The sequence below is a fragment of the Corynebacterium meridianum genome, from assembly GCF_016342265.1.
Classification (GTDB): domain Bacteria; phylum Actinomycetota; class Actinomycetes; order Mycobacteriales; family Mycobacteriaceae; genus Corynebacterium; species Corynebacterium meridianum.
On sequence record NZ_JAEIOS010000013.1, the window covers coordinates 372,056 to 397,333 of the forward strand.

The window sequence follows — 25,278 nt, forward strand, 5'->3', positions numbered from 1 at the left end:
AATCTGCGGCATGAGAATCCTCGTCACCGGTGGTGCCGGTTTCATCGGCTCGAACTTCGTCCGCCGTACCCTGGACAGCCGCCCCGATGCCAGTGTCACCGTCCTGGACGCGATGACCTACGCCGCCAATCCCGCGAATCTCACGGGTCTGGATCCCGCGCGGTTCGCGCTGCTGAAGGAGGATATCCGTGCGGCGGATCTCGTCGACGAGCTGGTCGCCGAGTCTGATCTGGTGGTGCATTTCGCGGCGGAAAGTCACAACGACAATTCACTGCGGGACCCTTTCGCCTTCGTCCGGACGAACGTCGAGGGGACCGTGACACTCGTGGAGGCCGCGGCGCGGCACGGGGTACGGTTCCATCACATCTCGACCGATGAGGTGTTCGGCGATCTGGATCTCGACGATCCAGCCAGGTTCACCCCGGAGACTCCCTACAGTCCCTCCAGCCCGTATTCGGCGTCGAAGGCGGCGAGCGATCACTTCGTGCGGGCCTACGTCCGCTCGGCGGGACTTGAGGCCACGATCAGCAACTGTTCCAACAACTACGGTCCGCGTCAGCATCCGGAGAAGTTCATCCCACGGCAGATCACCACACTCCTGGAAGGGGGAACCCCGCGGCTCTACGGCGCCGGTGACAATGTGCGGGACTGGATCCACGTCGACGACCACAACGATGCGGTCTGGACGATCATCGAACGCGGTGAGATCGGTCGGACCTACCTCATCGGTGCGGACGGGGAGCGGTCGAATCGCGCGGTGGTGGGCGATCTCCTGGAGATCTTCGGTCGCGGGCGCGATGACTTCGTTCATGTCACCGACCGTCCCGGGCACGATCGTCGCTACGCCATCGACGCCTCCTCGACGTTGGCTCTCGGGTGGGAACCCCGCTACACGGATTTTCGGTCGGGTCTCGAGCAGACCGTGGGGTGGTACCGGGCGAACCCGGGATGGTGGCGGGAGACGCGCGCCTCGGCCGAGGAGAAATACGCCATCACCGAGGAAGTCATCGGCTAGCTGCGTGGCGCGTGGATAGACTGGGGCTATGCCTATGCCTGCACCGCACCCCGATCTGCCAGAGATACTCATCGATGATCCCCGTGTGTTCCCCGATGCACGCGGGAGTTTTCACGAATGGTTCTCCGCCGTCCGATTCGAGGCTCACACCGGCTATCCGCTTGACCTGCAGCAGGCGAACCTGAGTGTGTCCCGGCCCGGGGTGGTGAGGGGATTGCACTTCGCGGATGTTCCGCCCGGGCAGGCGAAGTGGGTGACGTGCGTGCACGGGCGGATCATTGATGTGGTGGTCGACATCCGCGTCGGCTCGGACACCTTCGGCAGGCACGTGGCCGTCGAACTCGATGACGAGAACCGGCGCTGCCTCTATATTCCGGTGGGGTTCGCCCACGGGTTCGCCGCAGTCACCGAAGCGACGGTCGTGTATCTGACTTCCGCCGGGTACAACCCGGAGGTCGAGCACGGCATTGACCCCTTCGATCCGGAGCTCGGCATCGAGTGGCCGGTGGTGACGGGAGAGCGGATCGTTTCCGACAAGGACATCGCCGCGCCGTCCCTGGCCTCCGCCCGGGAATCCGGGATACTTCCCGATGTCGGGGACTGCCTCGCCCACGAGTCCGAGCTGAAGAATGGCTGGGCGTTGGCGAATGAGGACGCCGGACTGTGAAGGGCATCATCCTCGCCGGTGGGACCGGTTCGCGCCTGCATCCGATCACGCTGGGCGTGAGCAAGCAGCTCGTCCCCGTCTACGACAAGCCGATGATCTACTATCCGCTCTCGACGCTGATGCTCGCCGGTATCGACGACATCCTGATCATCACCACCTCCGCGGACCGGCCCCAGTTCGAGCGGTTGCTCGGCGACGGCAGCCAGTTCGGCATCCGGTTGAGCTTCGCGACGCAGACCGCCCCGAACGGTCTGGCGGAGGCGTTCATTCTCGGGGCGGAGCACATCGGGGATGATTCGGTAGCGCTGATTCTCGGGGACAACATCTTCTACGGTGCGGGGTTGGGGACCCAGCTCCGGCGGTTCACGGATCCGGTGGGTGGGGCGATCTTCGCGTACTGGGTGGCGGACCCCTCCGCCTACGGGGTGGTCGAGTTCGACGCCTCCGGCCGTGCGCTGGCGCTCGAGGAGAAACCTGCGGTACCGAAGTCGCACTACGCGGTACCGGGGCTCTACTTCTACGACAATGATGTCGTTGAGATTGCACGGGGGTTGACGCCGAGCGCCCGGGGGGAGCTGGAGATCACCGACATCAACTCCGCCTATCTGGAACGTGGGCGGCTGCAGGTTCAGGTGCTGCCCCGGGGTACGGCGTGGCTGGACACCGGGACGGTTGACCTCCTCATGGCCGCGGGGGATTTCGTGCGTACCATCGAGCAGCGGCAGGGGCTGAAGATCGGTTGCCCGGAGGAGGTCGCCTGGCGGATGGGGTATCTGGATGACGCTGAGCTCGCGGAACGGGCGCAGTCGTTGCGGAAGTCCGGCTACGGGGATTATCTGCTGCAGACGCTGCAGCGGGGTAGATGAACCGCCGTCTTCCGTTGCGGAAAGCTCTGGGGCCGGCTCTCAGAGCTCGTGGATCAGGGAGTGGACCCGGTTGAATTCATCGGAGTTGACGGTGTAGTAGGCCCATTTTCCGCGTTGCTCCCGGTTGACCAGCTTCGCGGCGGCCAGTTTCTTCATGTGGTGCGTTATGGTCGGCGCGGAGACCTGGAGGGCGACGGACAGCTCGTGGGAGCAGATCTCGGTGGTGTCGCTCTCCGCGATGAGGTAAAGAAGTTTCAACCGTGTCGGATCCCCCAGCGCCTTGAACAGCTCGCTGGCGCGTTCGCTGAGTTCAGGGGGGAGTGCCCGGACAGCGTTGTCGCCCGTGAAATCCGGGCGTTCGTCGACGGCGATACCTCCGGAGGTGGGGGCTGCCTGATGGTGGCCCGGTTCTCCGCTCGTGGGGTCGGTCGGCTGTTTCATGAAGGGCATGCTGCCCAATATAGCGTAACTGTGGGTAGCCTAATAACTGCTGGTCCGTGCCGTTTTGTTCAAGATGGATCGGGTAGAGACCGGGATCACTCTTTGGTTGGTCGGGTGCCGTTCGACTGTTTCCGGCGTTCGGTCTCGGTTCGTGGATGTCCCGAAACCGGGGGTGTGCTGGACCTATGTGGTCGAGAGTCGGAATCCCTGAATCCACCTTGATTCAGGGGTGGTGGGTCGGTGGTCCCATTGGGGGGACTGCGGCGCAGGGTCCGCGAGTGACCAAAGTCACTCGCGGGAGGAGTCCGGATTGTCGGATCCGTCGCCTTCTTTCGGCGTTTCCGGTCGCTGCGTGTACTTCTCCCGTGCCCGACGCATGCGTTCCTCTTCCTCGCGGGCGGCCTGCTCGGCGGCTCGGCGTTCCTTGAAACGCTGCTTCTTGATGCTCCAGAGGAAGTCATCGTCGTCGTCCGGCCCCTTGATCTGTGGTTGCGCCGGTGTCGTGCGGTAGCGCTGGCGGCTTCCGGGGCCGAAGGCCTTCCACACCAGAACGATGACGACGATGATCAGGAGCAGCAGTATGAGACGTCCCACAGGGGATTCCTTCCGACAGGGTTTACCCCAACAACAATACGGGCCCCGTACCGGCGTTTAGTAGTGTCGGTGGATGTGAGTGAAAATGCCGTCAATGATGCCCCGGAACTCGACCGGGAACTACGTGGTCGCGTCCGACGGGACATGGTGCTCTACGGCCTCGCCCGGTTGGGGCTGTTCCTTCTGCTGACCGTGATCATCCAGGGGCTGGCTGTTCTGATCGGTGCACCGGTGCCCCTGGTGATCTCATCGCTGCTGGCGCTGCTGGTCGCGTTCCCGCTCTCGATGTTCGTGTTCCGGTCCCTGCGTCTCCGGGTGACCCGGAACCTGGCGGTGTGGAACGCGCAGCGGCGGGCGCACAAGGAGTGGGTAAAGAAACAGCTGGCCGCCCGCTGAGTCTGCGGTTCCCGGGAGAGGCCGTTCAGCTGAGCGTCAGTGCGATCGCCGTGACTGTGGACCACAGGAGCATGGCCTTCCCGGTGGCTCCGAGGACCGGAATGAGGTCCCGTCCGGTCCGTCCCCGAACCATCGGCTCGGCGGCCACGACCGACACCGGTAGCGCAATGAGCGCGGCGAGTGCCGGAAGGTGTGCGGCGGCGACTGCGAGGCTCAGCAGGTAGGGAGCCCCGGCGAGGAGGACCCAGACGCGGCGGGTCTCCCGGTCGCCGAGTCGGACCGCGAGGGTGATCTTTCCGCTGGCGGCGTCCGTCGGAATGTCCCGGAGGTTGTTGGCCAGGTTCACCGCGGAGGAGAAACAGCCCACCGCGACCGCGGCAGCCAGTCCGGTCCACGTGATCCGGCCGGCCTGTGTGAATTCGGTGCCGAGAACCGCCACGAGGCCGAAGAACACGAAAACGGCGGCCTCGCCGAGGCCCCGGTACCCGTAGGGGTTCTTGCCTCCTGTGTAGAACCACGCGCCCGCGATGCACAGCGCCCCCAGGAGTATCAGCCACCATGCGCTCGTCGCGGCGAGAACCAGGCCGAACGCACCTGCGACACCGAAGGCACCGAAGGCGGCGGTCCGGACGTGCTCGGGACGGGCTAGCCCGGATCCGGTCAGCCGGAGTGGCCCGGAGCGGTCGTCGTCGGTGCCGCGGATGCCGTCCGAGTAGTCGTTGGCGTAGTTGACCCCGATGATGAGTGCGAGGGCGACCACTGCGGCGAAGATCGCCTTCCATGCGACGAATCCGCCGGCTGCGGCGGCAGCTCCCGAGCCCACGATTACGGGGGCGAATGCGTTCGGCCAGGTGTGGGGGCGGGCGCCCTCGATCCAGTCCGTGGGTCGGGGTGACGGGGTGGTGGTTGAATCAGCCATGTCACCATCTTGGCTGACCACCGTGCCGTCTGTTCAATCGGTGTCCCGGTCCGCGTTCACCGTTCCCGTGCGGCGAACAGCCTTCTCACGGCGTCACGGTCGGGTTTCCCGGGGCCGGTGGTCGGCATCGTCGCCAGATGGCGGATGTCCTTCGGTAGTTGCCACCTGGGCAGGTCATCGAGCCCCTCGACAACCTCACACGGTTCGATCGAACCGGTGTAGGCCGCCACCACGGCCTGTCCGAGGCGGGGGTGGGGGATGCCGACGACACAGGCCGAGTCGATTCCACCGATGTCGAGCATCGCGTTCTCGATGATCCCGGGATCCAGTTTCAGCCCGCCGGAGTCGATGATGTCGTCCAGGCGTCCGGTGACGGTGAGTGTGCCGTCGGTGATCTCCCCACGGTCCCGTGTGGCGAACCAGCCGGGTTCGGCGAAGGAGTCGTCGTCCGGGGGAGCGGTCCGGTAACCGGCCGCGATCATCGGCCCGCCGAGGTGGATGCGACCGTCGCTGACCCTGAGCCCGGCTCCGGGTACCGGGCGTCCGTCGTACACGCAGCCACCGGTGGTCTCGGAGGAACCGTAGGTGGCGACGACGCGGATTCCGAGGCGGTCGCATGAGTTCCGGAGATGGCGGGGGAGGTGCCCGCCGCCGACGAGAATCGCATCGAACCTGCGGAGTGCCTCGATGCCGGTGAGGGTGTCCAGGGCCTTGGCCAGCTGCATCGGGACGAGAGCGGTGTAGGCGGGTAGCCCCTCCGACGCCGAGACCGTGGACATCCGGGTGGCCAGGTCGGCGAAGGCATCCACGTGGAATCCTGTGGAGACATCGAGACATACCGGTTCGGTCCCGGCGACCAGTGCCCGGACCAGAACCTGCAGACCCGCGATGTGGTGCCCCGGCATCGCGAGGAGCCAGTGGCCTTCACCGGACAACGCCGAATGGGTGGAATCCGCCGCGGCGACGAGATTTGCCGGGGTCAGGAGGGCTCCCTTCGGGGTGCCCGTCGAGCCTGAGGTGGCGACGACGACCGCGATCCCCGGGGCCACGGGTTCTCCGCAGCGTTGGGAACGGATCAGCAGATCCGCCCGGTCCCGGTCCGCGCGCTCCGGTCCCGCCGGTACCGGAAGCCAGGTGACGTTTCCGGCGATCGCCTCGGCGAGATCGGGGAGTATCGCCGCGGGGTCGTCCGGTGGGACGGGGAGCGGACGCAGGATTCGGGTGCTCATGGGAGCAGATTCTACGTCCCGGTGCAGTGTCGCTTAACCGGCATTGAGTCCGAGCGGCTCAAGGACCTCGTCGCGCAGGTGGGAGACGGTTTCTTCGCTGGGGCGCAACCCGTGGAGGATGACCCAGGCCAGTTCGACGTCCTCTCTCGTCGCCGGGGTCATTCCGGCGTCGATGAGATACCAGACGAAGATGTCGTCATCCTCCTTGAGCAGTTCCCGGACCCGGACGGGTTCAGCGAGGACGGTCAGGGGAGCGGGTACCGGTGCGGGTACCGGGCGCAGCCAGTTGAGGACCCGATTGGCGATGCTGCGGAACGGGCTCGTGGCGGACACGTGGAGCAGGGACATTGTGCCGCCTCCTTTCTTGGGGGGATCGCGGGGATTCGCGTGAACTGTGCCGCCGGGCCTTTTAGTGGATGGCTCATGATGGTGGGGCGCAGAATTAGTTGGTGAGTAACAATGATTGATGAGACTAGCGATCTGTGGGCGGTGGTGCAACCCCGACGCGCCGGACCGGGATGGGAAAAGCGTGGCCCCGGCGCACAGGAACTCTGCGTGCCGGGGCCGTTGGGTTCGGAAGCTGGTGGTGTCAGTGCGTCTCGGTACCGAAGACGTCGAGGCCGAAGGTGTCGTGGAGAACACCCTTGGTGATCCACATGATGCCGAGGATGATCGCCCCGATGATCACCGCGAAACACAGGGCCGCGAGTCCTTTCCGCCAGGCGGGGACCACCTGTGTCGTACTGTTGGCGGCGGGCACGGACAACCGGATGCCGACCGCGAACAGTGCCGGAAGTCCCGCTCCGAGGACGAGCCCCGCGAGAATCACCTGCAACAGGTCGGAGATCAGGGTGGCTACGCTCATCGGACGTTCCTCTCTGCACTGTCGATCGACCGGGTGCCGACGGTGTCGGCCGGACTCAACGGGTCCTCGCGATCGGGGATGATCGCCACGGGCGGCGCGACGCGGTTGGTCGTGGCGTCCCAGTCGGCGTTGACGTTTCCGGAGTTGACCGGGGCGCGGCGGGACCTGGCGAAGATGAGGCCGGCGAGTGCGACGAGTATTGCGAATGCGAGGATGACCCCCACGAGGTCGTCTGTGGCGAGACCCACCGTGTGTGCGAGCAGCCACGTCAGTCCACCGACGAGTGCCGCCGCGGGCAGGGTGATCATCCAGGCGACGGCCATGCGACCGGCGACGCTCCAGCGGACCTCCGCGCCCTTTCGCCCCAGTCCGGAGCCCATGATCGATCCGGTTGCGACGTGGGTCGTCGACAGTGCCATTCCGAAGTGGGAGGAGGTGAGGATGATCGCGGCCGAAGATGTCTCGGCGGCCATTCCCTGCGGTGAGTCGATCTCCACCAGACCTTTGCCGAGGGTGCGGATGACCCGCCAGCCCCCCATGTAGGTGCCCAGTGCGATGGCGATGGCGCAGGAGAACTTGACCCAGAACGGGATGTCCGCGTCCGCTCCGAGGCTGCCGGTCGCGACGAGCGCGAGGAAGATGACGCCCATGGTCTTCTGCGCGTCGTTGGTGCCGTGTGCCAGGGAGACCAGGGAGGCGGAGCCGATCTGTCCCCAGCGGAAGTACCGGTTCTTGTCGTTCTCGGCGACCGGCCGGGTGAACCGGTACACCAGGGAGGTGCCGACCGTGGCTACCAGGCCGGCGACGACCGGCGCGCAGAGCGCGGGGACGACGACCTTCGCGAGGACGCCGTTCCAGGCGACGCCCTGCATACCCAGGGAAGCCACCGCCGCGCCGATGAGACCACCGACGAGGGCGTGTGAAGAAGAGGACGGGATTCCGAGCAGCCAGGTGAGCAGATTCCAGACGATGCCGCCTATCAGTCCGGCGAAGACGACGAGGAGCAGCTGGTGCGCCTGTCCAGGGTCCGCGAGGTTGAACTGGTCGAGGTCGACGACCCCCTTCGCCACCGTCGTGGCGACCTCCACTGAGAGAAACGCACCGACCAGGTTCAGAACGGCCGAGAGGGTCACCGCCACCTTCGGGCGGAGCGCCCCGGTGGCGATCGATGTGGCCATGGCGTTGCCGGTGTCGTGGAAGCCGTTGGTGAAGTCGAAGGCGAGGGCCGTGACAACCACGATGAGCAGGATGATCAATTCGGTCACACCAAAGGAGTATGCCGCAGATCTGCCCCTGTTATGAAGAAAAAAACAGGTGATCGGAAGGCTCGGAGAGGGGATGTCCGGCTATTCTGCACGAATGGGGGTATTCAACTGTAGTTTTCTTACCCGATGGATGACGTTTCCCCATTGTTTCACCTGCGTTTACCGCGTAGTGGGGTGTGGCAGGTGCGGTCAAGACGGCCAGGGCCGGTCACCGCAGCGGGCCGGAATCGGAAAGATGAACTTTAGGTGAATTTTACCGATCTGCACGTTCGTGTCCGGCCACATCCGGCGGCTCCCGAACACAGGTGAGTGATCAATAGTAGTACGGGAACGCCGACCAGTCGGGGGCGCGCTTCTCCAGGAAGCTGTCCCGGCCCTCCACCGCTTCGTCGGTCATGTACGCCAGTCGCGTCGCCTCCCCGGCGAATACCTGCTGCCCCATCAACCCGTCATCGGTGAGGTTGAACGCGAACTTGAGCATCCGCTGTGCGGTGGGGGACTTCCCGTTGATCGCCCGGGCCCACTCCACGGCGGTGTCCTCCAGCTCCCCGTGGTCCGCGACCTCATTCACCGCTCCCATCTGCCGCATCCGCTCCGCGTCATACGTCCGTCCGAGGAAGAAGATCTCGCGGGCGTACTTCTGGCCCACCTGCTTCGCGAGGTACGCCGAACCGTAGCCGGCGTCGAAGGAGCCGACGTCCGCGTCGGTCTGCTTGAACCGCGCCTCCTGGCGGGAGGCGATCGTCAGGTCGCACACGACGTGCAGGGAGTGCCCGCCGCCCGCGGCCCACCCGTTGACCACCGCGATGACGACCTTGGGCATCGTCCGGATCAGGCGCTGAACCTCCAGGATGTGCAGGCGGCCCCCCTCGACCTTCTCCCGCTCCGCGTCCACGGTGTCGGCGGTCTCGCCTTCGGCGTACCGGTATCCGGACCGTCCCCGGATACGTTGATCCCCACCCGAGCAGAAGGCCCAGCCGCCGTCCCTCGTACTGGGTCCGTTGCCCGTCAGCAGGATGCACCCCACATCGGGGGAGCGGCGGGCGTGGTCGAGTGCCCGGTAGAGCTCGTCGACGGTGTGCGGCCGGAACGCGTTGCGTACCTCGGGCCGGTCGAAGGCGATGCGCACGATACCGTTCACCCGCCCCTCACCGACGTGCCGGTGGTAGGTGATGTCGGTGAAGTCGAAGCCGGGGACCTCGCGCCACTGCGTCGGGTCGAAGGGATTGTCGGTGCTGTATTCCGGTGTGTCCATGGGGACAACGGTAGCGTCTCGTATCCTGGTCACCATGCCATTCACCCACGCTCCCCTGGACAACCGCCTCGTCGAACTCGTCGCGACCCTGGACGCCGACGAGCTCATCGGCCGCTCACGCACCGTCGCACTGCCCATGCGGGTACGGTTCCGGGGGATCACGCGCCGGGAGGCCCTGCTCATCCACGGGCCTGTCGGGTGGGGTGAGTTCGCGCCCTTCCGTGACTACGCTCCGGAGGAGGCCGCGGCCTGGCTGGCCGCCGCGATCGAGATGGCGTATCTCGGGGCGCCGACCCCGGAACGGGACCGTATCGAGATCAACGCGACGGTTCCCGCCGTGGCGCCCGACGAGGTGCCGGGTGTCCTCTCCCGGTTCCCGGGCTGCCGCACGGTCAAGGTGAAGGTGGCAGAACCCGGGCAGACCCTCGACGACGATGTAGCCCGGGTCTCCGCCGTCCGGGAGGCGGTCCCGAATGCGCTGGTCCGAGTCGATGCGAACAGGGGATTCACCGTGGACCGGGCGCTCGACGCGGCCCGTGCGTTCGGTCCTCTCGACTACTTCGAACAGCCCTGCGCCACCACCGCGGAACTGGCGGAACTGCGTCAGCGACTGGTCCGGTCCGGGATCTTCTGCCGGGTAGCCGCCGATGAGTCGATCCGGCGTGCAGGCGACCCCTTCGCCGTACTCGAGGCCCGGGCTCTCGATGTCGCGGTGGTCAAGGCGGCACCGCTCGGGGGAGTGCGTCGGCTGCTCGACATCGCGGAGAAGATCGCTGCGCACGGGGTGTCCGTCACCGTCGCCAGTGCCCTGGACACCGCCGTCGGCCTGAACGCCGGGCTCGCCGCGGCGGCGGCACTGCCCGGGCACACCGACGATGATGAGATCGACGTCCCGCCCGCACCCGCGGGACTGGGAACCTGTGGTTTCTTCATCGACGACGTCGTGGATCCAGCCACAGCCGGTCGGGTCATCGTCGACGGTCAGCTCTCCTGCGCCCCGGTGGAACCGGACCCCGATCGACTCGCGGGGCTTGCTGCGGACCCCGACACCGTCGACTTCTGGCGCACCCACCTGCAGAAGTCCCTGGAATGCCTGAAACTTCAGGTAGGTGCGTGAGAAACGGGTCGGGTGAACCCGATTAGACTCTGCAGATCATGACCGCCCCCGCCACCGCAACCGCCGCCGCGATCGCCGCGGAACTCGCCGCCGCCGGGATCCGGGACGTCATCGTCTGCCCCGGATCCCGCAGCGCCCCACTGGCTCTCGCCGTCGCGGCACGCACCGATCTCACGCTCCACGTACGGCTCGACGAACGCTCCGCCGCGTTCCTCGCCCTCGGGATGGCGCGGGTGGACCACCGGCCCGCTGCCGTGATCGTCACCTCGGGGACCGCGGTCGCGAACTGTCTCCCCGCAATGGTGGAGGCCCGGCACAGTGACCTCCCGTTCGTCGTACTCGCCGCGGACCGCCCCTCCCGGCTTGTCGGTACCGGGGCTTCGCAGACCATCGACCAGCGCGGCATTTTCGGGACATTCTCCGAGTGCGTCACGATCGACGCCGGGGCCGAGGCTCTCCATGCGGCGGCGGTCACCCGACGCGCACTGACACATGACCGTGTCCACCTCAACGTCGCATTCGACACACCGCTCGTCGACCCGGTGCCCCCGGTACCGGTCGAGCTGCGTCCGGGGCAGCCTCCGCGTCGCGGGCACCACCGGGACTGGGGTACCGCGCACCTCGACCTGGCGCGGCCCACGCTCGTGATAGCCGGAGACGGTGCCTGGCCGGTGGAGGAACTCGCCGGCGTCCCAACCATCGCCGAGCCCACCGCCCCCGCCCCGGATAGGCCAGTGCATCCTGCGGCCGCCGGACTCTTCGCCCGTGAACAGGTGTCGTCGGAGGGCCACGTCCTGCACACCCGCCCCGAACAGCTGGTCGTCATCGGACACCCCACCCTGCACCGTGACGTCCTGGAGCTGATGTCCGACCCCGGCATCGAGGTGACCGTGCTCACCCGCTCCGACGGGTACACCGACCCGACGGGGAACGCGCACCGGGTGGCCAGTCGGGTACGCGTCGAAGGCCAGCCCACGAAGCAGTGGTTGAAGCTCTGTGAAGTAGCGGGGCAGCAGGCCGCAGATGCGGTCCGTGAGATTCTCGAGGGCGGGGACCTGAGTTTCACCGGCCTCCATGTCGCGGCCGCGGTCGCCGACGGTCTCGCGGTCGGTGACACCCTCTTCGTCGGGGCGTCGAATCCTGTCCGTGACATCGCGTTGGTGGGGCTTCCCTTCGACGGTGTCGCCACCCACGCCCCGCGCGGAGCCGCGGGCATCGACGGCAGCGTCTCCCAGGCGGTCGGTGTCGCCCTGGCAACGCAGGCCCGGGACCGGACGGCGCCCCGCGCCCCACGCACCGTCGCACTGCTCGGTGACGTGACCTTCCTCCACGACTCCGGGGGCCTGTTCATCAGTGCCGGTGATCCGCTGCCGAACAACCTCACGATCGTCGTGGCCAACGATGATGGGGGAGGAATCTTCGAGACCCTGGAGTCCGGGGCCCCTGAACTCCGGGACAACTTCGAGCGCGTGTTCGGCACCCCCCACGGAGTCGACATCCCCACGCTGGCCACCGCCCACGGATGGGAACACCGCACGGTGGACAATCTCGCCGACCTCATCCGGGAACTCGAGGAATCCATCGAACTCCCGCATCCGCCACTCATCATCGAGGCACGGACCACCCGCTCCACCCGGCGGGAAATGCACGACGCGCTGTCGGGCCGGGTGGTCGGCAGGTGACCCGCAATCCGCTCCGCGCGGCACTCGCCCGCGTGCCCCGCGACCGGGCACGCCGTCGCCAACACCAGCTGGTGATCCTGTTCTGGGTGTCCGCGATGCTGATGGCCCTCGCCATGATCGTCGGTCCCTGGTTGAACGACCGGACCATCGCCGCCGATCGGGCACAGGCCTACGCGACGGTCACCGACGCAGGCTGGTGGCGGACGACCGTCGAGTACCGCGACGAGAGCGGACGTCTCCGAGCACCCGAGGGGGGTGTGCTCTACCCGGGGGATCTGGCTGAAGGCAGTGGAGTCTGGGTGGACTACGACCGCTCGAAGCCCGACCTGGTGAAGGTCTCCGGCAGGGACTTCCGGCACGCCATTCCGCCGGCCCTGGTCACCGCGCTCGTCGCCAGTGTCCTGGCTGCGGCCGCCTGGCGGCTGATCGCGGTGATGGACCGCCGGCGCGCCCGTCGTGGGGAGGAGCCCGCCGGTGTCTGAGCAGGGTCTCCGGGTCGCCGTCGTAGCCGAGTCCTTCCTCCCCAACGTCAACGGCGTCAGCAACTCCGTGCTCCGGGTGCTCGAGCATCTGTCCGCGCACGGGCACGAGGCGATCGTTATCGCGCCGGGTGCGCGGGACTTCGAGGAGGAGGTCGTCTCCTACGCGGGTTTTCCCGTGGTGCGGGTGCCCACCGTGATGATCCCGCTCATCAACTCTCTGCCCGTCGGGGTTCCCGTCCCGCTGGTGCACAGGGCACTGCGTGACTTCGGGCCCGACGTGATCCACCTCGCCAGTCCGTACGTCCTCGGGGCCGCCGGTGCGTTGGCCGCCCGCAGGCTCCGGATACCGGCGCTCGCGGTCTACCAGACCGATGTCGCGGGCTTCGCCCTCCGCTACCACCTCCGGCTGCTGATCTCCGCCTCCTGGCAGGTCACCCGGATGATCCACAACTCCTGTGCCCGGACCCTCGCGCCGTCCACTGCGGCGATCACCGAGCTCACCGACCACGGGATCCGGAACGTTCACCGGTGGGGCCGGGGCGTGGACACCGAACGTTTCAACCCAGCCCACCGGTGTGACCGACTGCGCCGCTCCTGGGACCCGACCGGTGAGCGGCGCATCGTCGGCTACGTCGGCCGGCTCGCCGCGGAGAAGGGCGTAGATCGGCTCGCATCCCTGTCCGGGCGCGATGATCTCCAGCTCGTGATCGTCGGCGACGGACCCGAGTACGGTGCGCTGAGCGAGGCCCTGCCGGGGGCGGTATTCACCGGTGCGCTCGGGGGAGAGGACCTGGGGCGCGCCTACGCCAGCTTCGACGTGTTCGTCCATCCCGGCGAGTTCGAGACGTTCTGCCAGACGATCCAGGAGGCCCAGGCCTCCGGTGTGCCGACCATCGGACCCCGTGCCGGTGGCCCGGTGGACCTGATCACCCCGGGCGTGACCGGCGAACTGCTCGAGGTGGCCACGTTCAGTGCGGACCTGCCCGCGGCGGTGGACCGTGTCCTGGCCAACCGGGACACCATGTCAGCCACCGCCCGCCGGGCCGTGGAAGGTCGGACCTGGCCGGTTCTCTGTGCGAAACTCGTGGATCACTACCGGCAGATCCTGCGGCACCGATAGTTACGGACATCGTCATTCTCCCGTCACCCGCACGTGACCTCACCGTCCACCGGAGCGTCCATCATCGGGGACATGCGTGTAGCCATCGTCGCCGAGTCCTTCCTCCCCAACGTCAACGGTGTCACCAATTCCGTGCTCCGGGTGCTCGAGCACCTGAACCGCCACGGTGACGACGCCCTCGTCATTGCGCCGGGTGCGCGGGACTTCGAGGAGGAGGTCGTCTCCTACGCGGGTTTCCCCGTGGTGCGGGTGCCCACGGTGATGGTCCCGCTCATCAACTCCCTGCCCGTCGGGGTCCCCGTCCCCGCCGTCAACCATGCCCTGCGTTCCTTCCGTCCTGATGTGGTGCACCTCGCCAGCCCGTTCGTCCTCGGGGCGGCGGGGGCGTTCGTCGCCCGGCAGCTGAAGGTCCCCGCGGTCGCGGTCTACCAGACGGATGTTGTCGGGTTCGCCGAGAAGTACCACCTGTCGGCCCTGTCGACCGCCGCGTGGGAGTGGACGCGCCTGATCCACAACTCGTGCGCCCGCACCCTCGCCCCCGCGACGCCCGCGATCGAGGCGTTGAGGTCCCACGGCATCTCCGACGTTCACCGGTGGGGCCGGGGCGTGGACACCGAACGTTTCAACCCAGCCCACCGGTGTGACCGACTGCGCCGCTCCTGGGACCCGACCGGTGAGCGGCGCATCGTCGGCTACGTCGGCCGGCTCGCCGCGGAGAAGGGCGTAGATCGGCTCGCATCCCTGTCCGGGCGCGATGATCTCCAGCTCGTGATCGTCGGCGACGGACCCGAGTACGGTGCGCTGAGCGAGGCCCTGCCGGGGGCGGTATTCACCGGTGCGCTCGGGGGAGAGGACCTGGGGCGCGCCTACGCCAGCTTCGACGTGTTCGTCCATCCCGGCGAGTTCGAGACGTTCTGCCAGACGATCCAGGAGGCCCAGGCCTCCGGTGTGCCGACCATCGGACCCCGTGCCGGTGGCCCGATGGACTTGATCACCCCGGGCGTGACCGGCGAACTGCTCGAGGTGGCCACGTTCAGCGCGGACCTGCCCGCGGCGGTCGACCGTGTCCTGGCGGGGCGGGAGGAGATGTCCGCCGCGGCGCTCGACCGGGTCGCGGGCCGCACCTGGGAGAGCGTCTGCGGCGAACTGCGCGGATACTATTCCGCGGTTCTCGCGGATCAGCGCCGGCCCGACCGTTCCGCCGGGGTGCGGCCCGGGGCATGGGCACGGTGGCGCTAGTCGTCGCGTAGCCTTGACCCGTGGTCAAGGCATCCCTGGAAAAGAATCCCGACGAGGTCGCGCGGATGTTCGACGCCGTCGGCGCGAAGTACGACATCACGAACACGGTGCTCTCCCTCGGACGCGACCGTCACTGGCGGCGCCGTACCCGGCAGCGCCTGGATCTCCGCCCCGGCGAACGGGTCCTGGACCTCGCCGCCGGAACCGCCGTGTCAACCGTCGAGCTGGCCCGCTCCGGTGCCTGGTGCGTGGCCTGTGACTTCTCATCCGGCATGCTCGCCGCGGGGGCGCACCGCGCCGTGTCCAAGGTCGCCGGCGACGGCCTCGCCCTGCCCTTCGCCGACGGGTCCTTCGATGCGGTCACCATCAGCTTCGGACTCCGCAACTTCGCCGACACCCGGGCCGGGCTCCGGGAGATGGCCCGCGTGACCAGGCCGGGCGGGCGGCTGACGATCGCCGAGTTCTCCACCCCGGTCGTCCCCGTGTTCGCTCAGGTGTACAAGGAGTACCTGATGCGGGCGCTGCCCGCCCTGGCCCGGCTCGTGTCCTCCGACCCCTCCGCGTACGAATACCTGGCTGAGTCCATCCGCGCCTGGCCCGACCAGGAGCAACTCGCACGGGAGATCGCCGCCTCCGGCTGGACCGAGGTCGGCTGGCAGAACCTCACCGGAGGGATCACCGCCCTCCACTCCGCCGTGAAGCCCGTCTAGGGGATCACTCCCAGAGGACCGCGTCGGAACCCCTCAGCCGGTAGAAACCCCCGGCGGCGGCACGCCACGCCCGGGCAACCACATCCCGGTCACCGTCGGTGACGAGGTTGCCCATCAACCGTGCGGTGGCGCGCATGAGGAGGCCCGCCTGCGGGCCCCGGAAACCGAGCGGCCCCACCGTCGGAAGCAGATTCGGGTAGGTCAACAACCGGGCCGCCGTCCGGGCCAGCAGGAACGCCTCCCCGTAATTCTCCCGCAGCACCCGGGGCCACACCACCGTCAGGTCCCGTCGCGGATCGATCAGTTCTGCCGCGAGGCGCGCGGTCTCCAGCCCGTAGTCGATGCCCTCGCCGTTGAGCGGGTTCACGCACGCTGCGGCATCGCCGATCAGCATCCAGTTCGGTCCCGCGACCCCACTCACGGCACCTCCCATGGGCAGGAGGGCGCCCGCCACGTCGGTCTCGGGCCCGAGGTGCCACTCCTCCCGTTGGAGCCCCGCATAGTGGGAGAGGAGTTTCTTCGTGTTGACCTTCGCGGGACGCGCCGTCGTCGAAAGCGCCCCGCAGCCGATGTTCACGTGTCCGTCGGCCAACGGGAAGATCCATCCGTAGCCGGGTTGCGCGACGCCCGCCCGGTCCCGCAGTTCCAGGTGGGAGTGGATCCACTCCTCGTCGGAGAACGGAGTGGTGCAGTAGGCACGGGCGGCGATCCCGTACACCTCACCGCGGTGCCACACCCGTCCGAGCAGCTTTCCGAAGGGGGAGCGGACGCCGTCGGCGACGATGACCGTGGCGCACCGAATGACGCGCTCACCGTCCGGTGTGCCCAGGGTCACCGAGTCCAGTCTGCCGCGCCGGATGGAGAGATCGACGGCGGGACACTGTTCCCGCACTGTCACGCCCGCGGTGGCGCGGGCGCGTTCGAACAGGAGCGTGTCGAGCTCGGTACGACGCATCGCGGATCCCTCTCGTCCGAACGCGGACGGGGGCCACGGTGCGGTAACGTCACCGCCGAAGCCGTGCAGCTTGAGACCGCGGGACCGGTAGCCGCCGGCGATCTCCGGCCCGAGTCCCAGAAGCTGCAACTGGTGCATCGCACGGGGGGTGAGGCCGTCGCCGCAGGTCTTGTCACGTGGAAAACGGGCTGCGTCGACGAGGAGCACGCTGAAACCACGGTTCGCGGCGTGAATCGCGGCGGCGGCCCCGGCGGGGCCACCCCCCACCACGAGGACGTCGGTTGATGCGGTCCGGGACCGGGAGATACTCACCGCCCCATTGTCGCACTTCCGGGAGCCGGTGGGTTTTCACCCCGGAGTGTCCGGCAACCGCCCGCGTCGGCTACGGTTGATCCCGGGTCCGCCCGGACCCGCGGGGTTCGTCGCGCGGGAACGTGGCATCACCCCGGCAACATCCACGGTGACGGTGCCGGACGACGTCGCCACCCGAAACCGGAACCGGTCCCAGCACACCACTCCAATCCGGCGGCCGGTCCAGCCCGCCGCGAGAAGACAACGAGGACAACGACGCATGAGTAACGGCCGCACCGTGTCGCACGGTCCAGGCGACCACGAAAAGACGTTCTCCCGGGGAACGTCCGTGAACCTGGGAGACGAGCAACTCAACGAGGCGATCTCCTCCGGCATGCGTGAGGTCGAGGAACTTCTCGCCACGGAACTCACCGTCGGCGAAGAGTTCGTCACCGACAAGGTCCGCTACCTCGCTGCGGCCGGCGGGAAACGCTTCCGCCCCATGTTCGCGCTCCTCGCGTCCCAGTACGGGGCGAACCCGGCAAATGCGGACGTCATCAGGGCGGCGGTCGTGGTGGAGATGACCCACCTTGCCACCCTGTACCACGATGACGTGATGGATGAGGCGGACAAACGCCGGGGGGTGGATTCCGCGAACTCCAGGTGGAGCAACTCCATGGCGATTCTCGCGGGCGACTACCTGCTGGCCCGTGCCTCCCGGATCATGGCGCAGCTCGGGGTCGACACCGTCGCCCACTTCGCCGCCACCTTCGGCGAGCTGGTCACCGGGCAGATGCGGGAAACCGTCGGCCCCGGTGACGGGGATCCGATCGAGCACTACCGGGCGGTCGTCCGGGAGAAGACCGGCGTGCTCATCGCCTCCGCGGGATTTCTCGGTGGGCTGCACGGTGGTGCGACCCCCGAGCAGATTGATGCACTGCACCGCTTCGGGTACGCCATCGGCACGGTGTTCCAGATCGTCGACGACATCATCGACATCTACTCCGACACGGACCAGTCGGGGAAGACCCCCGGGACGGACCTCAAGGAGGGTGTGTTCACGCTGCCCGTCCTCTACGCGCTGGAGGAGGAGGGGGCCGTGGGAGATGAATTGCGTGCCAGGCTCACCGGGCCGGTCAGCGACGACGACGAAGTGGCGACCGTCCTCGATCTCCTGCACCGTTCCACCGGCAGGGAGAAGGCGTTGGCGGACGTCCACCGCTACGTGGAGCTCGCCGAGGCCGAGCTGGCGAAACTCCCGCAGAACGACACCACCGCGGCGCTCCGCACCCTCACCCGATTCACGGTGAGTCGCGTCGGCTGATCCATCCTGGGTCGGAAAATGTCTGCTGACGTGCGGACTTGCGCGCTGCCACCGGCGCCGTAGTAGAGTGTTCAATGCACCGCGTGAGCGGCGCACGCCAGGTTGCCCGAGCGGCCAAAGGGAGCGGACTGTAAATCCGTCGGCTATGCCTACGTTGGTTCGAATCCATCACCTGGCACATCAGGGAGGCCCGTTCCGGTCCGTATCTTCCACGAAGATGCGCCGGGACGGGCCTTTCGTTTTCTCCGGGTTTCCGGGGGTGGGGTGTTTCCGTGTCCCGCGTGTCCATGACAGCCCCGCGAAGGTTAAAAAACTGCTCTGAGCAGCTGATTTGTGTACTCTGGTGGGAACGGGTTAATCTTTGTGAGGCTTCAACGGAGCGGGCACACGCCGTACGGTTCCAAGAGGCTGTGCCCCCTTAGCTCAGTCGGCAGAGCGTTTCCATGGTAAGGAAAAGGTCGACAGTTCGATTCTGTCAGGGGGCTCTGTTGTTTTTCCCGCCGGGGTCTTCTACGGTCGCGGTCGTGGAGAAGTGGCCACATGGCGGTGTAGCTCAGTGGTAGAGCAAACGACTCATAATCGTTGTGTCGCGAGTTCAATTCTCGCCATCGCTACCGGGATATCGATCCACCGTCCGGGTACCCCAGGGTGCCGGGGCGGTTTTCTCTGGTATCCCTGCGGATGCCCATTGTGACGGAGGCCGGTGTATTCATCGGCCCTCGCACGTCTGGTAGGGTAGTCGCGTACTGCAGAACGCAGTGCATGAAGGGGCGTAGCTCAACTGGCAGAGCAGCGGTCTCCAAAACCGCAGGTTGCAGGTTCAAGTCCTGTCGCCCCTGCAACACACTTTATGCACACGCAGATCCGAGGAGCACCGCACCGTGACCGACGAAAACAAGTCGAAGCCGACAGGTTCGGCGCGTCCGGCCGGTAAGCGACAGGTGGCGGGGGTGGCCACCACGAGCAGTGACTCATACGCCGCCAAGAAGGCCCGCGATGCCGTCGCCGTATCCGGCGGGGACAACGAAAAGTCCGGTCTCGCGTCCCGCGGCGGTAGTTTCCTTCCCGAGGTCGTCCGGGAGATGCGGAAGGTTATCTGGCCCACCGCCAAGCAGATGTTCATCTACACGATCATCGTGCTCATCTTCCTGATCGTGCTGACCGCGCTGGTGTCCGGGGTCGACTTCCTCGCAGGGCTCGGAGTTGAGAAGGTACTCACGGCCGACTAGAATTCCGTGCAAGAACACTTTTCACGCAGTATCCCGCCCGACCTCACCAGGTCCGGCGGGATATTTCATGAGGTGGTCGGCGTAGAATGTAGCGGAAAGACCCCACCGGGCCCGACCCGCATCTCCGTCCCCACCCGATCGAAAACCCAATGGAGTACACCCAGATGAGCGACGAGAACACCATCCCCGAGAACGCCGACGAGGCCGCCACCCCCGAGCAGCCGGTGCAGGAGGCGGATCTGCAGATGACGGAGGACTCCGGCGAACCGGACCTGGGTGACGTCACCTCCGAGGATGCGGTCGCGGAAACGGACGGTGCGGAACAGGCCGAAAACGCCGCGGATCCGACTGACGTGGCCTCCGCTGCGGCGGCACTCGGAGATGACGGCGGGGCCGCCGCGGAGCAGAACGAGGAAGAGGCTGCGCTCGCCGAGTACAAGGCGTGTCTCCGTAAGTTCCTCCGTGAGCTGAAGAAGCTCCCGGGCCAGTGGTACATCATCCAGTGCTACTCCGGCTACGAGAACAAGGTGAAGACCAACCTGGACATGCGTGCCCAGACCCTGGAGGTCGAGGACTCGATCTACGATGTCGTCGTCCCGATCGAGGAGGTCATCGAAATCCGCGACGGCAAGCGGAAACCCGTCAAGCGGAAGCTCCTGCCCGGATACGTCCTCGTCCGCATGGACATCAACGACCGCTCCTGGTCCGTTGTCCGCGACACCCCGGGTGTGACCAGCTTCGTCGGCAACGAGGGCAACGCCACCCCGGTCAAGCACCGTGACGTCGCGAAGTTCCTCATGCCGCAGGAGACCACCCCGGTAGAGGGCGAGGAGGGGGCGGCCGATGCCTCCGGCGAGAAGCTCGTCGCTCAGCCCTCCCCGTCCGCGGGCAGGCATGTCGAGGTCGACTTCCAGGTCGGCGAAGCCGTCACCATTCTCACCGGTGCGTTGGCCTCGGTCTCCGCGACGATCTCCGAGATCGACGCCGAAGGTGGCAAGCTGAGGGCGCTGGTCTCCATCTTCGGTCGGGAGACCCCGGTGGACCTCACCTTCGACCAGGTGGAGAAGCTCACCTAGGGCGTTCCATTACCACCGCATACAACCCGTCCGTCACGGCTGCCAGGCCACCGGGCGGGTTTTGTGTACTTCCGCAGGGTCAGGTAGTCTGGCTCGTTGCGTGTGCCCGGATCGCAGCTCCCGGAGGTCGGAGACGGCGGAGGAGCTGAGGAAGGGGACACGTCGACCCGGAAAGCCTGTGCATCCGTGCACAGGGCTCCGGGAACACCACACACATCAATCCCCGGTGGCCGGGTTACACCTTCAACGCAGTCGGAACTGCGGGTGGGGCCCGGCATCCGGACGACGACGGTGGTTGTGCGTGACCCGAACGGAACGTTCCCGTCACGCCCGCCCACGGACATCGGCCGCCGCCGTCGGTAACAAGGAAGAGGTACAACGATGCCCCCGAAGAAGAAGAAAAAGGTCACCGGCCTGATCAAGCTGCAGATCCAGGCGGGACAGGCCAACCCGGCCCCGCCGGTCGGCCCCGCCCTGGGTGCCCATGGTGTCAACATCATGGAATTCTGCAAGGCCTACAACGCCGCCACCGAACAGCAGCGCGGCAACGTGGTCCCCGTCGAGATCACCGTCTTCGAGGACCGATCCTTCGAGTTCAAGCTGAAGACCCCGCCGGCGGCGAAGCTGCTGCTGAAGGCCGCAGGCCTGCAGAAGGGCTCCGGCGTCCCGCACACCCAGAAGGTGGGCAAGGTCACCATGGCGCAGGTCAAGGAGATCGCGGAGACCAAGAAGGAAGACCTCAACGCGAACGACATCGACGCCGCGGCGAAGATCATCGCGGGCACCGCCCGTTCCATGGGTATCGAGGTCGAGGGCTAGTAACCCGTCCGCTCCGTTCCCGGGACACCGGGAGCGGAGCATGTGGGAGGGCCCGCTTCGGCCCGCACCACAAATTCCCACCCGCTTTTCACCATCTGAAAACTAAGGAATCACAATGAGCAAGCAGTCCAAGGCATACCGCGCCAAGGCCGAGAAGATCGACGCGGGCCGTATCTACGTCCCGATCGAGGCCGCCCGTCTGGTCAAGGAGACCTCCTCCGACAACTTCGACGCCACCGTCGACGTCGCCATCCGTCTGGGCGTCGACCCCCGCAAGGCGGACCAGCTCGTCCGCGGCACCGTCTCCCTGCCGAACGGCACCGGTAAGACCGTCCGCGTCGTCGTCTTCGCCGCAGGCGAGAAAGCGACCCAGGCCGAAGAAGCCGGCGCCGACATGGTCGGAACCGACGAACTGATCGAGAAGATCCAGGGCGGTTGGACCGACTTCGACGCCGCGATCGCCACCCCGGACCAGATGGCCAAGGTCGGCCGCGTCGCCCGCGTCCTCGGCCCCCGTGGCCTCATGCCCAACCCGAAGACCGGCACCGTGACCATGGACGTCGCGAAGGCCGTCACCGAGATCAAGGGCGGCAAGATCTCCTTCCGCGTCGACAAGGCCTCCAACCTGCACGCCGTGCTGGGTAAGGCCTCCTTCGACGCCGAGAAGCTGGCGGAGAACTACGGCGCTCTCATCGACGAGCTGCTGCGCCTCAAGCCCTCCTCCTCGAAGGGTGCCTACCTGAAGAAGGTCACCATCTCCTCCACCAACGGCCCCGGTATCCCCGTGGACAACACCGTGGTGAAGAACTACCTCGACGAGCCCCAGGTCTAGGTCAGCTGACCTGACCGCCGGGTCGACCGGAGAGCCCCGCCTACCGTCCTCCGTGACGGAACGCGGGGCTCTCCGCGTCTCCGGTCCGCCACCCTCAGGGGAGTGCCCGGGGAGCGTACCCACGGGGGAGTAACCACCCGTGATTTGACCTGCCGGGTCCGCGTGCCTAGACTGGCCCATCGAAGTTTGAACGGCGCGTTTCTCAACGCGACGAGCTCAAGTTTCACCGAAGACCGTCGGTCATCCCCGTAAAGGGGATCGAAGGTTTCCGCCCCGCGGAACGGCCCACGCAGGAGACACTTGGAGCCTCCCTCTTTCCAGAGGTGTGCCCCCCGTGCTCTTGCACGGGGCTTTGTCATGTCTCCACCGTTCACACGGTCGGAGGCGCGGCGGAGTCCCGGCGGATCAGACGACCTACACACATGAGGAAGGAGGCGAAGTAATGGCTAACGCAAAGAACGTCGCCGCAGTGGCTGAACTCAAGCAGCGCTTTGAGTCCACCAACGCCGTCGTGCTCACCGAGTACCGCGGCCTCTCCGTGGCTCAGACCACCGAACTGCGTCGGGCTCTCGGCTCGGATGTCACCTACTCCGTCGCCAAGAACACCATGATCAAGCTGGCTGCGAAAGAAGCCGGCGTCGAAGGTCTTGATGACGTCCTGACCGGTCCCACCGCAATCGCCTTCATCAAGGGCGAGGCTGTTGACGCAGCCAAGGCGATGAAGGACTTCGGCAAGGACAACAAGGCGTTCGTGGTCAAGGGTGGCTACATGGACGGCGAATTCCTGAGCGCGGCTCAGGTTGAAGCCATCGCCGAGCTGGATAACCGCGAGACCACTCTCGCGAAACTGGCGGGCGCCATGCAGGGCAGCTTGGCAAAGGCCGCAGGCCTGTTCAACGCACCGGCTTCCCAGATCGCACGCCTCAGCGCTGCGCTCCAGGAAAAGAAGCAGGGCGAAGAATAAGACGACTCCTGCCGCACGGCACGAGACGTACAGAGTTAGACCACAGCACAAACTTTTCGGCCCGGTGCGTCCGGGCCACCAACTGAAAGGACTGCCACCATGGCTAAGTTCACCAATGACGAGCTCATCGAGGCCTTCAAGGAAATGACCCTCATCGAGCTCTCCGAGTTCGTGAAGCTCTTCGAGGACACCTTCGACGTCACCGCCGCCGCTCCGGTCGCCGCCGTCGCCGCCGGCGCCCCCGGTGCCGCTGCCGCCGCTGAGGAGGAGAAGGACGAGTTCGACGTCGTTCTCGAGGATGCCGGCGCCAAGAAGATCGGCGTGATCAAGGCTGTCCGTGAGATCGTCTCCGGCCTGGGTCTGAAGGAAGCCAAGGAGCTCGTCGAGTCCGCTCCGAAGGCGATCCTCGAGGGTGCGTCCAAGGACGACGCTGAGGCTGCCAAGACCAAGCTCGAAGAGGCCGGCGCCAAGGTCTCCCTGAAGTAATCCCCCGGGATTCACTTCCTCCACCGCGTGACGGTGGCACCCGAACGGCCCGCAGATTTCCTTCTCCACGGAAATCTGCGGGCCGTTTTTCGTGTCCCGAGGCATGATCGATGACTGATAGGACGCCAAAACCGATCTTCATCACCGACCGGTGCGCGGGGTAGCATCGGGTCATGCTTGCGAAGTCGCGTATTTTTTCGGTGCTGATCCTCGGTCTGGGGGCCGCACTGGTCACCTGGGGGCTGGTGTCACCGTACTTCTTCCATGACGACGGCAGACTGCCGCTGACCCTTCAGGACACCACGCTGACGGTGCGCGACGAGAATGCCCGGACCACGTTGAACCCCGGTCCGGGTGAGATCGTGCAGGCGGCGGTCATCCGCCAGCATCACGTCGAGCTCCTCGACCCCGCCGATGCGGAGACCGTGACCGTGCGGATCGGATCCACGATGATGCGTGAGGCCAACGAGGACGACATCGAGCGCCTCGTCGATGCCTCCGTGTGGAGTTTCGTCATGGACCGGACAACCGGCGAAGCTGTCGGCCCGGCGACGATGACGTCCCAGCTCGGTATCCCGCCGACCCAGGTGCCCATGACCGGACTCTGGGCGAAGTTCCCCTCCGACCCCGCGAAGACGACCTACGAGGTCTTCGACGCCACCCTGCGGGGGGGTGCGCCCGCAGTCTACAAAGACACCGTCGAACGTGGTGGACGACAGCTCAACGTCTACCGGCAGACGATCGAACCGACGAACCTGGCCACGCGGTACGCGGACATGTTCAACACCACGACGTTCGAGACCGCGGACGGCGGCACCGAACCTGGCTACCTGTTCTACTCGGCCGACCGCGACTGGTACGTGGACACCGAAACGGGACTGGTCGTGGACATCCACGAGAACCTCGAGACCTACTACGGGACCCGGGACGGGGAACGCCGCGAGCAGGTTCTCGTCTTCCAGGGAGCCGGGACGGATGAATCCGTCGATCGGCTCATCGCGCAGGCCGAACGGATACCGGACGGGTCCGGACAGCGCACGATCACCACCGTGCTGCTGGTTCTCGGTACCCTGCTTCTGCTCGTCGGACTGATCGGGGCGCTGTCCGGCGGCCGCATCCTCCGCGGGAGGAGATCGTCCGGGGCGACGGAGAACCTGTGACGACGCACCGCACGGGAGTTGGCGGGGCCGGGTGGCCGGCGATCTGTTAGGGTGGCGCCGGAAGGTGCCTCTCGGGGCCCGGTCGCGCGACTCCCGGTTCGGTCGCACGCGGGACCTGAAAATGGTGCTTTACAGGCGGAAGAAAATGGTATAGGCTAGCTCGTTGCGCTGGAATCTCTTTCCGGTTATCCTGTCCGACCTTGGCCAGACCGGTTGAAAAACCCGGTTTGACAAGGTCATTCAGTGCTATCCGGAGATGATTGGTTCCACAGCAGACCAC

The 25,278-nt window shown here is 66.6% G+C and carries 27 protein-coding genes and 4 tRNA genes; 22 read left to right on the forward strand and 9 right to left on the reverse strand.

The genetic code is table 11. From position 1 onward, the window contains the following. The first annotated feature begins 10 nt into the window (after positions 1-10). From rfbB to rfbA, 3 genes are read left to right on the forward strand one after another with little or no spacing between them, the layout of a single operon-like run. On the forward strand, positions 11-1,015 hold the full coding sequence (gene rfbB, locus JDV75_RS09510; RefSeq protein ID WP_198738990.1) for a dTDP-glucose 4,6-dehydratase: 1,005 nt from the start codon (positions 11-13) through the stop codon (positions 1,013-1,015). A gap of 28 nt (positions 1,016-1,043) precedes the next feature. Continuing rightward, the gene (gene rfbC / locus JDV75_RS09515) at positions 1,044-1,682 is read left to right on the forward strand and encodes a dTDP-4-dehydrorhamnose 3,5-epimerase (RefSeq protein WP_336244325.1); all 639 of its coding nucleotides are present in this window, start codon (positions 1,044-1,046) and stop codon (positions 1,680-1,682) included. Beyond that, on the forward strand, positions 1,679-2,548 hold the full coding sequence (gene rfbA, locus JDV75_RS09520) for a glucose-1-phosphate thymidylyltransferase RfbA (RefSeq protein ID WP_198738991.1): 870 nt from the start codon (positions 1,679-1,681) through the stop codon (positions 2,546-2,548). The genes rfbC and rfbA overlap by 4 nt, the downstream gene beginning before the upstream one ends. 39 nt (positions 2,549-2,587) lie before the next feature. On the opposite strand, the gene JDV75_RS09525 is transcribed toward rfbA, so the two are convergent. Together JDV75_RS09525 and JDV75_RS09530 are read right to left on the reverse strand one after the other, a co-directional pair. Next, positions 2,588-2,989 carry an ArsR/SmtB family transcription factor gene (locus JDV75_RS09525; protein ID WP_198738992.1) on the reverse strand — a complete coding sequence of 134 codons (402 nt, stop codon included), beginning with the start codon at positions 2,987-2,989 and terminating at the stop codon, positions 2,588-2,590. Positions 2,990-3,277: 288 nt separating this feature from the next. Next, positions 3,278-3,583, reverse strand: coding sequence for a hypothetical protein (locus JDV75_RS09530; RefSeq protein WP_198738993.1), 306 nt, complete (start codon positions 3,581-3,583; stop codon positions 3,278-3,280). Between the two features lie 75 nt (positions 3,584-3,658). Between JDV75_RS09530 and JDV75_RS09535 the strand changes: the two genes are divergently transcribed. After that, positions 3,659-3,979 carry a DUF4229 domain-containing protein gene (locus JDV75_RS09535; RefSeq protein ID WP_248096174.1) on the forward strand — a complete coding sequence of 107 codons (321 nt, stop codon included), beginning with the start codon at positions 3,659-3,661 and terminating at the stop codon, positions 3,977-3,979. Between the two features lie 25 nt (positions 3,980-4,004). Here JDV75_RS09535 and JDV75_RS09540 read toward each other — a convergent pair whose 3' ends face one another. From JDV75_RS09540 to JDV75_RS09565, 6 genes are all read right to left on the reverse strand, one after another. Then, the gene (locus tag JDV75_RS09540) at positions 4,005-4,898 is read right to left on the reverse strand and encodes a 1,4-dihydroxy-2-naphthoate polyprenyltransferase (protein ID WP_198738994.1); all 894 of its coding nucleotides are present in this window, start codon (positions 4,896-4,898) and stop codon (positions 4,005-4,007) included. 56 nt (positions 4,899-4,954) lie between these two features. Next, complete coding sequence (gene menE, locus JDV75_RS09545; RefSeq protein WP_198738995.1) at positions 4,955-6,127, reverse strand: o-succinylbenzoate--CoA ligase; 1,173 nt, start codon at positions 6,125-6,127, stop codon at positions 4,955-4,957. A 33-nt stretch (positions 6,128-6,160) separates the two neighbouring features. After that, positions 6,161-6,475: a hypothetical protein gene (locus JDV75_RS09550; protein WP_198738996.1), complete on the reverse strand. Its 315-nt coding sequence runs from the start codon at positions 6,473-6,475 to the stop codon at positions 6,161-6,163. Between the two features lie 241 nt (positions 6,476-6,716). Beyond that, the gene (locus JDV75_RS09555) at positions 6,717-6,992 is read right to left on the reverse strand and encodes a hypothetical protein (protein ID WP_198738997.1); all 276 of its coding nucleotides are present in this window, start codon (positions 6,990-6,992) and stop codon (positions 6,717-6,719) included. Continuing rightward, positions 6,989-8,257, reverse strand: coding sequence for an inorganic phosphate transporter (locus JDV75_RS09560; protein ID WP_198738998.1), 1,269 nt, complete (start codon positions 8,255-8,257; stop codon positions 6,989-6,991). Before JDV75_RS09560 ends, JDV75_RS09555 begins: the two co-directional genes overlap by 4 nt. Before the next feature lie 313 nt (positions 8,258-8,570). Beyond that, the gene (locus JDV75_RS09565; protein WP_198738999.1) at positions 8,571-9,512 is read right to left on the reverse strand and encodes a 1,4-dihydroxy-2-naphthoyl-CoA synthase; all 942 of its coding nucleotides are present in this window, start codon (positions 9,510-9,512) and stop codon (positions 8,571-8,573) included. Between the two features lie 34 nt (positions 9,513-9,546). Between JDV75_RS09565 and JDV75_RS09570 the strand changes: the two genes are divergently transcribed. The 6 genes from JDV75_RS09570 (at position 9,547) to JDV75_RS09595 (ending at position 15,862) form a co-directional block, all read left to right on the forward strand. Beyond that, complete coding sequence (locus tag JDV75_RS09570; RefSeq protein ID WP_198739000.1) at positions 9,547-10,629, forward strand: o-succinylbenzoate synthase; 1,083 nt, start codon at positions 9,547-9,549, stop codon at positions 10,627-10,629. Positions 10,630-10,667: 38 nt separating this feature from the next. Beyond that, positions 10,668-12,311, forward strand: a complete 1,644-nt coding sequence (menD, locus tag JDV75_RS09575) for a 2-succinyl-5-enolpyruvyl-6-hydroxy-3-cyclohexene-1-carboxylic-acid synthase (protein ID WP_232958381.1) — start codon at positions 10,668-10,670, stop codon at positions 12,309-12,311. After that, complete coding sequence (locus JDV75_RS09580; RefSeq protein WP_198739001.1) at positions 12,308-12,793, forward strand: DUF3592 domain-containing protein; 486 nt, start codon at positions 12,308-12,310, stop codon at positions 12,791-12,793. Before menD ends, JDV75_RS09580 begins: the two co-directional genes overlap by 4 nt. Next, the gene (locus JDV75_RS09585) at positions 12,786-13,913 is read left to right on the forward strand and encodes a glycosyltransferase (protein WP_198739002.1); all 1,128 of its coding nucleotides are present in this window, start codon (positions 12,786-12,788) and stop codon (positions 13,911-13,913) included. Before JDV75_RS09580 ends, JDV75_RS09585 begins: the two co-directional genes overlap by 8 nt. A gap of 72 nt (positions 13,914-13,985) precedes the next feature. Further along, positions 13,986-15,152: a glycosyltransferase family 4 protein gene (locus tag JDV75_RS09590; RefSeq protein ID WP_198739123.1), complete on the forward strand. Its 1,167-nt coding sequence runs from the start codon at positions 13,986-13,988 to the stop codon at positions 15,150-15,152. A gap of 20 nt (positions 15,153-15,172) precedes the next feature. Continuing rightward, a complete protein-coding gene (locus JDV75_RS09595) occupies positions 15,173-15,862 on the forward strand; it encodes a demethylmenaquinone methyltransferase (RefSeq protein ID WP_198739003.1) in 690 nt (229 codons plus the stop codon). Between the two features lie 4 nt (positions 15,863-15,866). Here the strand turns inward: JDV75_RS09595 and JDV75_RS09600 are convergent, their stop codons facing one another. Then, positions 15,867-17,123 carry a geranylgeranyl reductase family protein gene (locus JDV75_RS09600; protein WP_198739124.1) on the reverse strand — a complete coding sequence of 419 codons (1,257 nt, stop codon included), beginning with the start codon at positions 17,121-17,123 and terminating at the stop codon, positions 15,867-15,869. Between the two features lie 265 nt (positions 17,124-17,388). On the opposite strand from JDV75_RS09600, the gene JDV75_RS09605 reads away from it, so the two are divergent. From JDV75_RS09605 to pgfA, 12 genes are all read left to right on the forward strand, one after another. Then, on the forward strand, positions 17,389-18,432 hold the full coding sequence (locus JDV75_RS09605) for a polyprenyl synthetase family protein (RefSeq protein ID WP_198739004.1): 1,044 nt from the start codon (positions 17,389-17,391) through the stop codon (positions 18,430-18,432). A 96-nt stretch (positions 18,433-18,528) separates the two neighbouring features. Continuing rightward, positions 18,529-18,610 (forward strand) — tRNA-Tyr (locus JDV75_RS09610). Between the two features lie 234 nt (positions 18,611-18,844). After that, a tRNA-Thr gene (locus JDV75_RS09615) sits at positions 18,845-18,917 on the forward strand. 57 nt (positions 18,918-18,974) lie between these two features. Continuing rightward, a tRNA-Met gene (locus JDV75_RS09620) sits at positions 18,975-19,046 on the forward strand. A 152-nt stretch (positions 19,047-19,198) separates the two neighbouring features. Then, positions 19,199-19,271 (forward strand) — tRNA-Trp (locus JDV75_RS09625). Between the two features lie 42 nt (positions 19,272-19,313). Then, the gene (gene secE, locus JDV75_RS09630) at positions 19,314-19,661 is read left to right on the forward strand and encodes a preprotein translocase subunit SecE (protein ID WP_198739005.1); all 348 of its coding nucleotides are present in this window, start codon (positions 19,314-19,316) and stop codon (positions 19,659-19,661) included. 272 nt (positions 19,662-19,933) lie between these two features. Then, positions 19,934-20,737 carry a transcription termination/antitermination protein NusG gene (gene nusG / locus JDV75_RS09635; protein ID WP_418884395.1) on the forward strand — a complete coding sequence of 268 codons (804 nt, stop codon included), beginning with the start codon at positions 19,934-19,936 and terminating at the stop codon, positions 20,735-20,737. Between the two features lie 381 nt (positions 20,738-21,118). Beyond that, on the forward strand, positions 21,119-21,556 hold the full coding sequence (rplK, locus tag JDV75_RS09640; protein WP_198734977.1) for a 50S ribosomal protein L11: 438 nt from the start codon (positions 21,119-21,121) through the stop codon (positions 21,554-21,556). A gap of 115 nt (positions 21,557-21,671) precedes the next feature. Beyond that, positions 21,672-22,388: a 50S ribosomal protein L1 gene (gene rplA, locus JDV75_RS09645; RefSeq protein WP_198739007.1), complete on the forward strand. Its 717-nt coding sequence runs from the start codon at positions 21,672-21,674 to the stop codon at positions 22,386-22,388. Between the two features lie 442 nt (positions 22,389-22,830). Continuing rightward, complete coding sequence (gene rplJ, locus JDV75_RS09650; protein ID WP_198739008.1) at positions 22,831-23,352, forward strand: 50S ribosomal protein L10; 522 nt, start codon at positions 22,831-22,833, stop codon at positions 23,350-23,352. 99 nt (positions 23,353-23,451) lie between these two features. Continuing rightward, positions 23,452-23,838 (forward strand): 50S ribosomal protein L7/L12, encoded by a 387-nt coding sequence (rplL, locus tag JDV75_RS09655; RefSeq protein WP_198739009.1) that lies wholly within the window; start codon positions 23,452-23,454, stop codon positions 23,836-23,838. Positions 23,839-24,011: 173 nt separating this feature from the next. After that, a complete protein-coding gene (gene pgfA / locus JDV75_RS09660; protein WP_198739010.1) occupies positions 24,012-24,998 on the forward strand; it encodes a cell envelope lipid trafficking protein PgfA in 987 nt (328 codons plus the stop codon). Positions 24,999-25,278: the final 280 nt, after the last annotated feature.

Excerpts from the sequence above, each read along its gene's own strand:
- rfbB (WP_198738990.1), top strand. The coding sequence starts at position 11 with ATGAGAATCCTCGTCACCGGTGGTGCCGGTTTCATCGGCTCGAACTTC.
- rfbC (WP_336244325.1), top strand. The coding sequence starts at position 1,044 with ATGCCTATGCCTGCACCGCACCCCGATCTGCCAGAGATACTCATCGAT.
- JDV75_RS09525 (WP_198738992.1), bottom strand. The coding sequence starts at position 2,989 with ATGAAACAGCCGACCGACCCCACGAGCGGAGAACCGGGCCACCATCAG.
- JDV75_RS09540 (WP_198738994.1), bottom strand. The coding sequence starts at position 4,898 with ATGGCTGATTCAACCACCACCCCGTCACCCCGACCCACGGACTGGATC.
- menE (WP_198738995.1), bottom strand. The coding sequence starts at position 6,127 with ATGAGCACCCGAATCCTGCGTCCGCTCCCCGTCCCACCGGACGACCCC.
- JDV75_RS09550 (WP_198738996.1), bottom strand. The coding sequence starts at position 6,475 with ATGTCCCTGCTCCACGTGTCCGCCACGAGCCCGTTCCGCAGCATCGCC.
- JDV75_RS09555 (WP_198738997.1), bottom strand. The coding sequence starts at position 6,992 with ATGAGCGTAGCCACCCTGATCTCCGACCTGTTGCAGGTGATTCTCGCG.
- JDV75_RS09565 (WP_198738999.1), bottom strand. The coding sequence starts at position 9,512 with ATGGACACACCGGAATACAGCACCGACAATCCCTTCGACCCGACGCAG.
- JDV75_RS09570 (WP_198739000.1), top strand. The coding sequence starts at position 9,547 with ATGCCATTCACCCACGCTCCCCTGGACAACCGCCTCGTCGAACTCGTC.
- menD (WP_232958381.1), top strand. The coding sequence starts at position 10,668 with ATGACCGCCCCCGCCACCGCAACCGCCGCCGCGATCGCCGCGGAACTC.
- JDV75_RS09590 (WP_198739123.1), top strand. The coding sequence starts at position 13,986 with ATGCGTGTAGCCATCGTCGCCGAGTCCTTCCTCCCCAACGTCAACGGT.
- JDV75_RS09605 (WP_198739004.1), top strand. The coding sequence starts at position 17,389 with ATGAGTAACGGCCGCACCGTGTCGCACGGTCCAGGCGACCACGAAAAG.
- rplK (WP_198734977.1), top strand. The coding sequence starts at position 21,119 with ATGCCCCCGAAGAAGAAGAAAAAGGTCACCGGCCTGATCAAGCTGCAG.
- rplA (WP_198739007.1), top strand. The coding sequence starts at position 21,672 with ATGAGCAAGCAGTCCAAGGCATACCGCGCCAAGGCCGAGAAGATCGAC.
- rplJ (WP_198739008.1), top strand. The coding sequence starts at position 22,831 with ATGGCTAACGCAAAGAACGTCGCCGCAGTGGCTGAACTCAAGCAGCGC.
- rplL (WP_198739009.1), top strand. The coding sequence starts at position 23,452 with ATGGCTAAGTTCACCAATGACGAGCTCATCGAGGCCTTCAAGGAAATG.
- pgfA (WP_198739010.1), top strand. The coding sequence starts at position 24,012 with ATGCTTGCGAAGTCGCGTATTTTTTCGGTGCTGATCCTCGGTCTGGGG.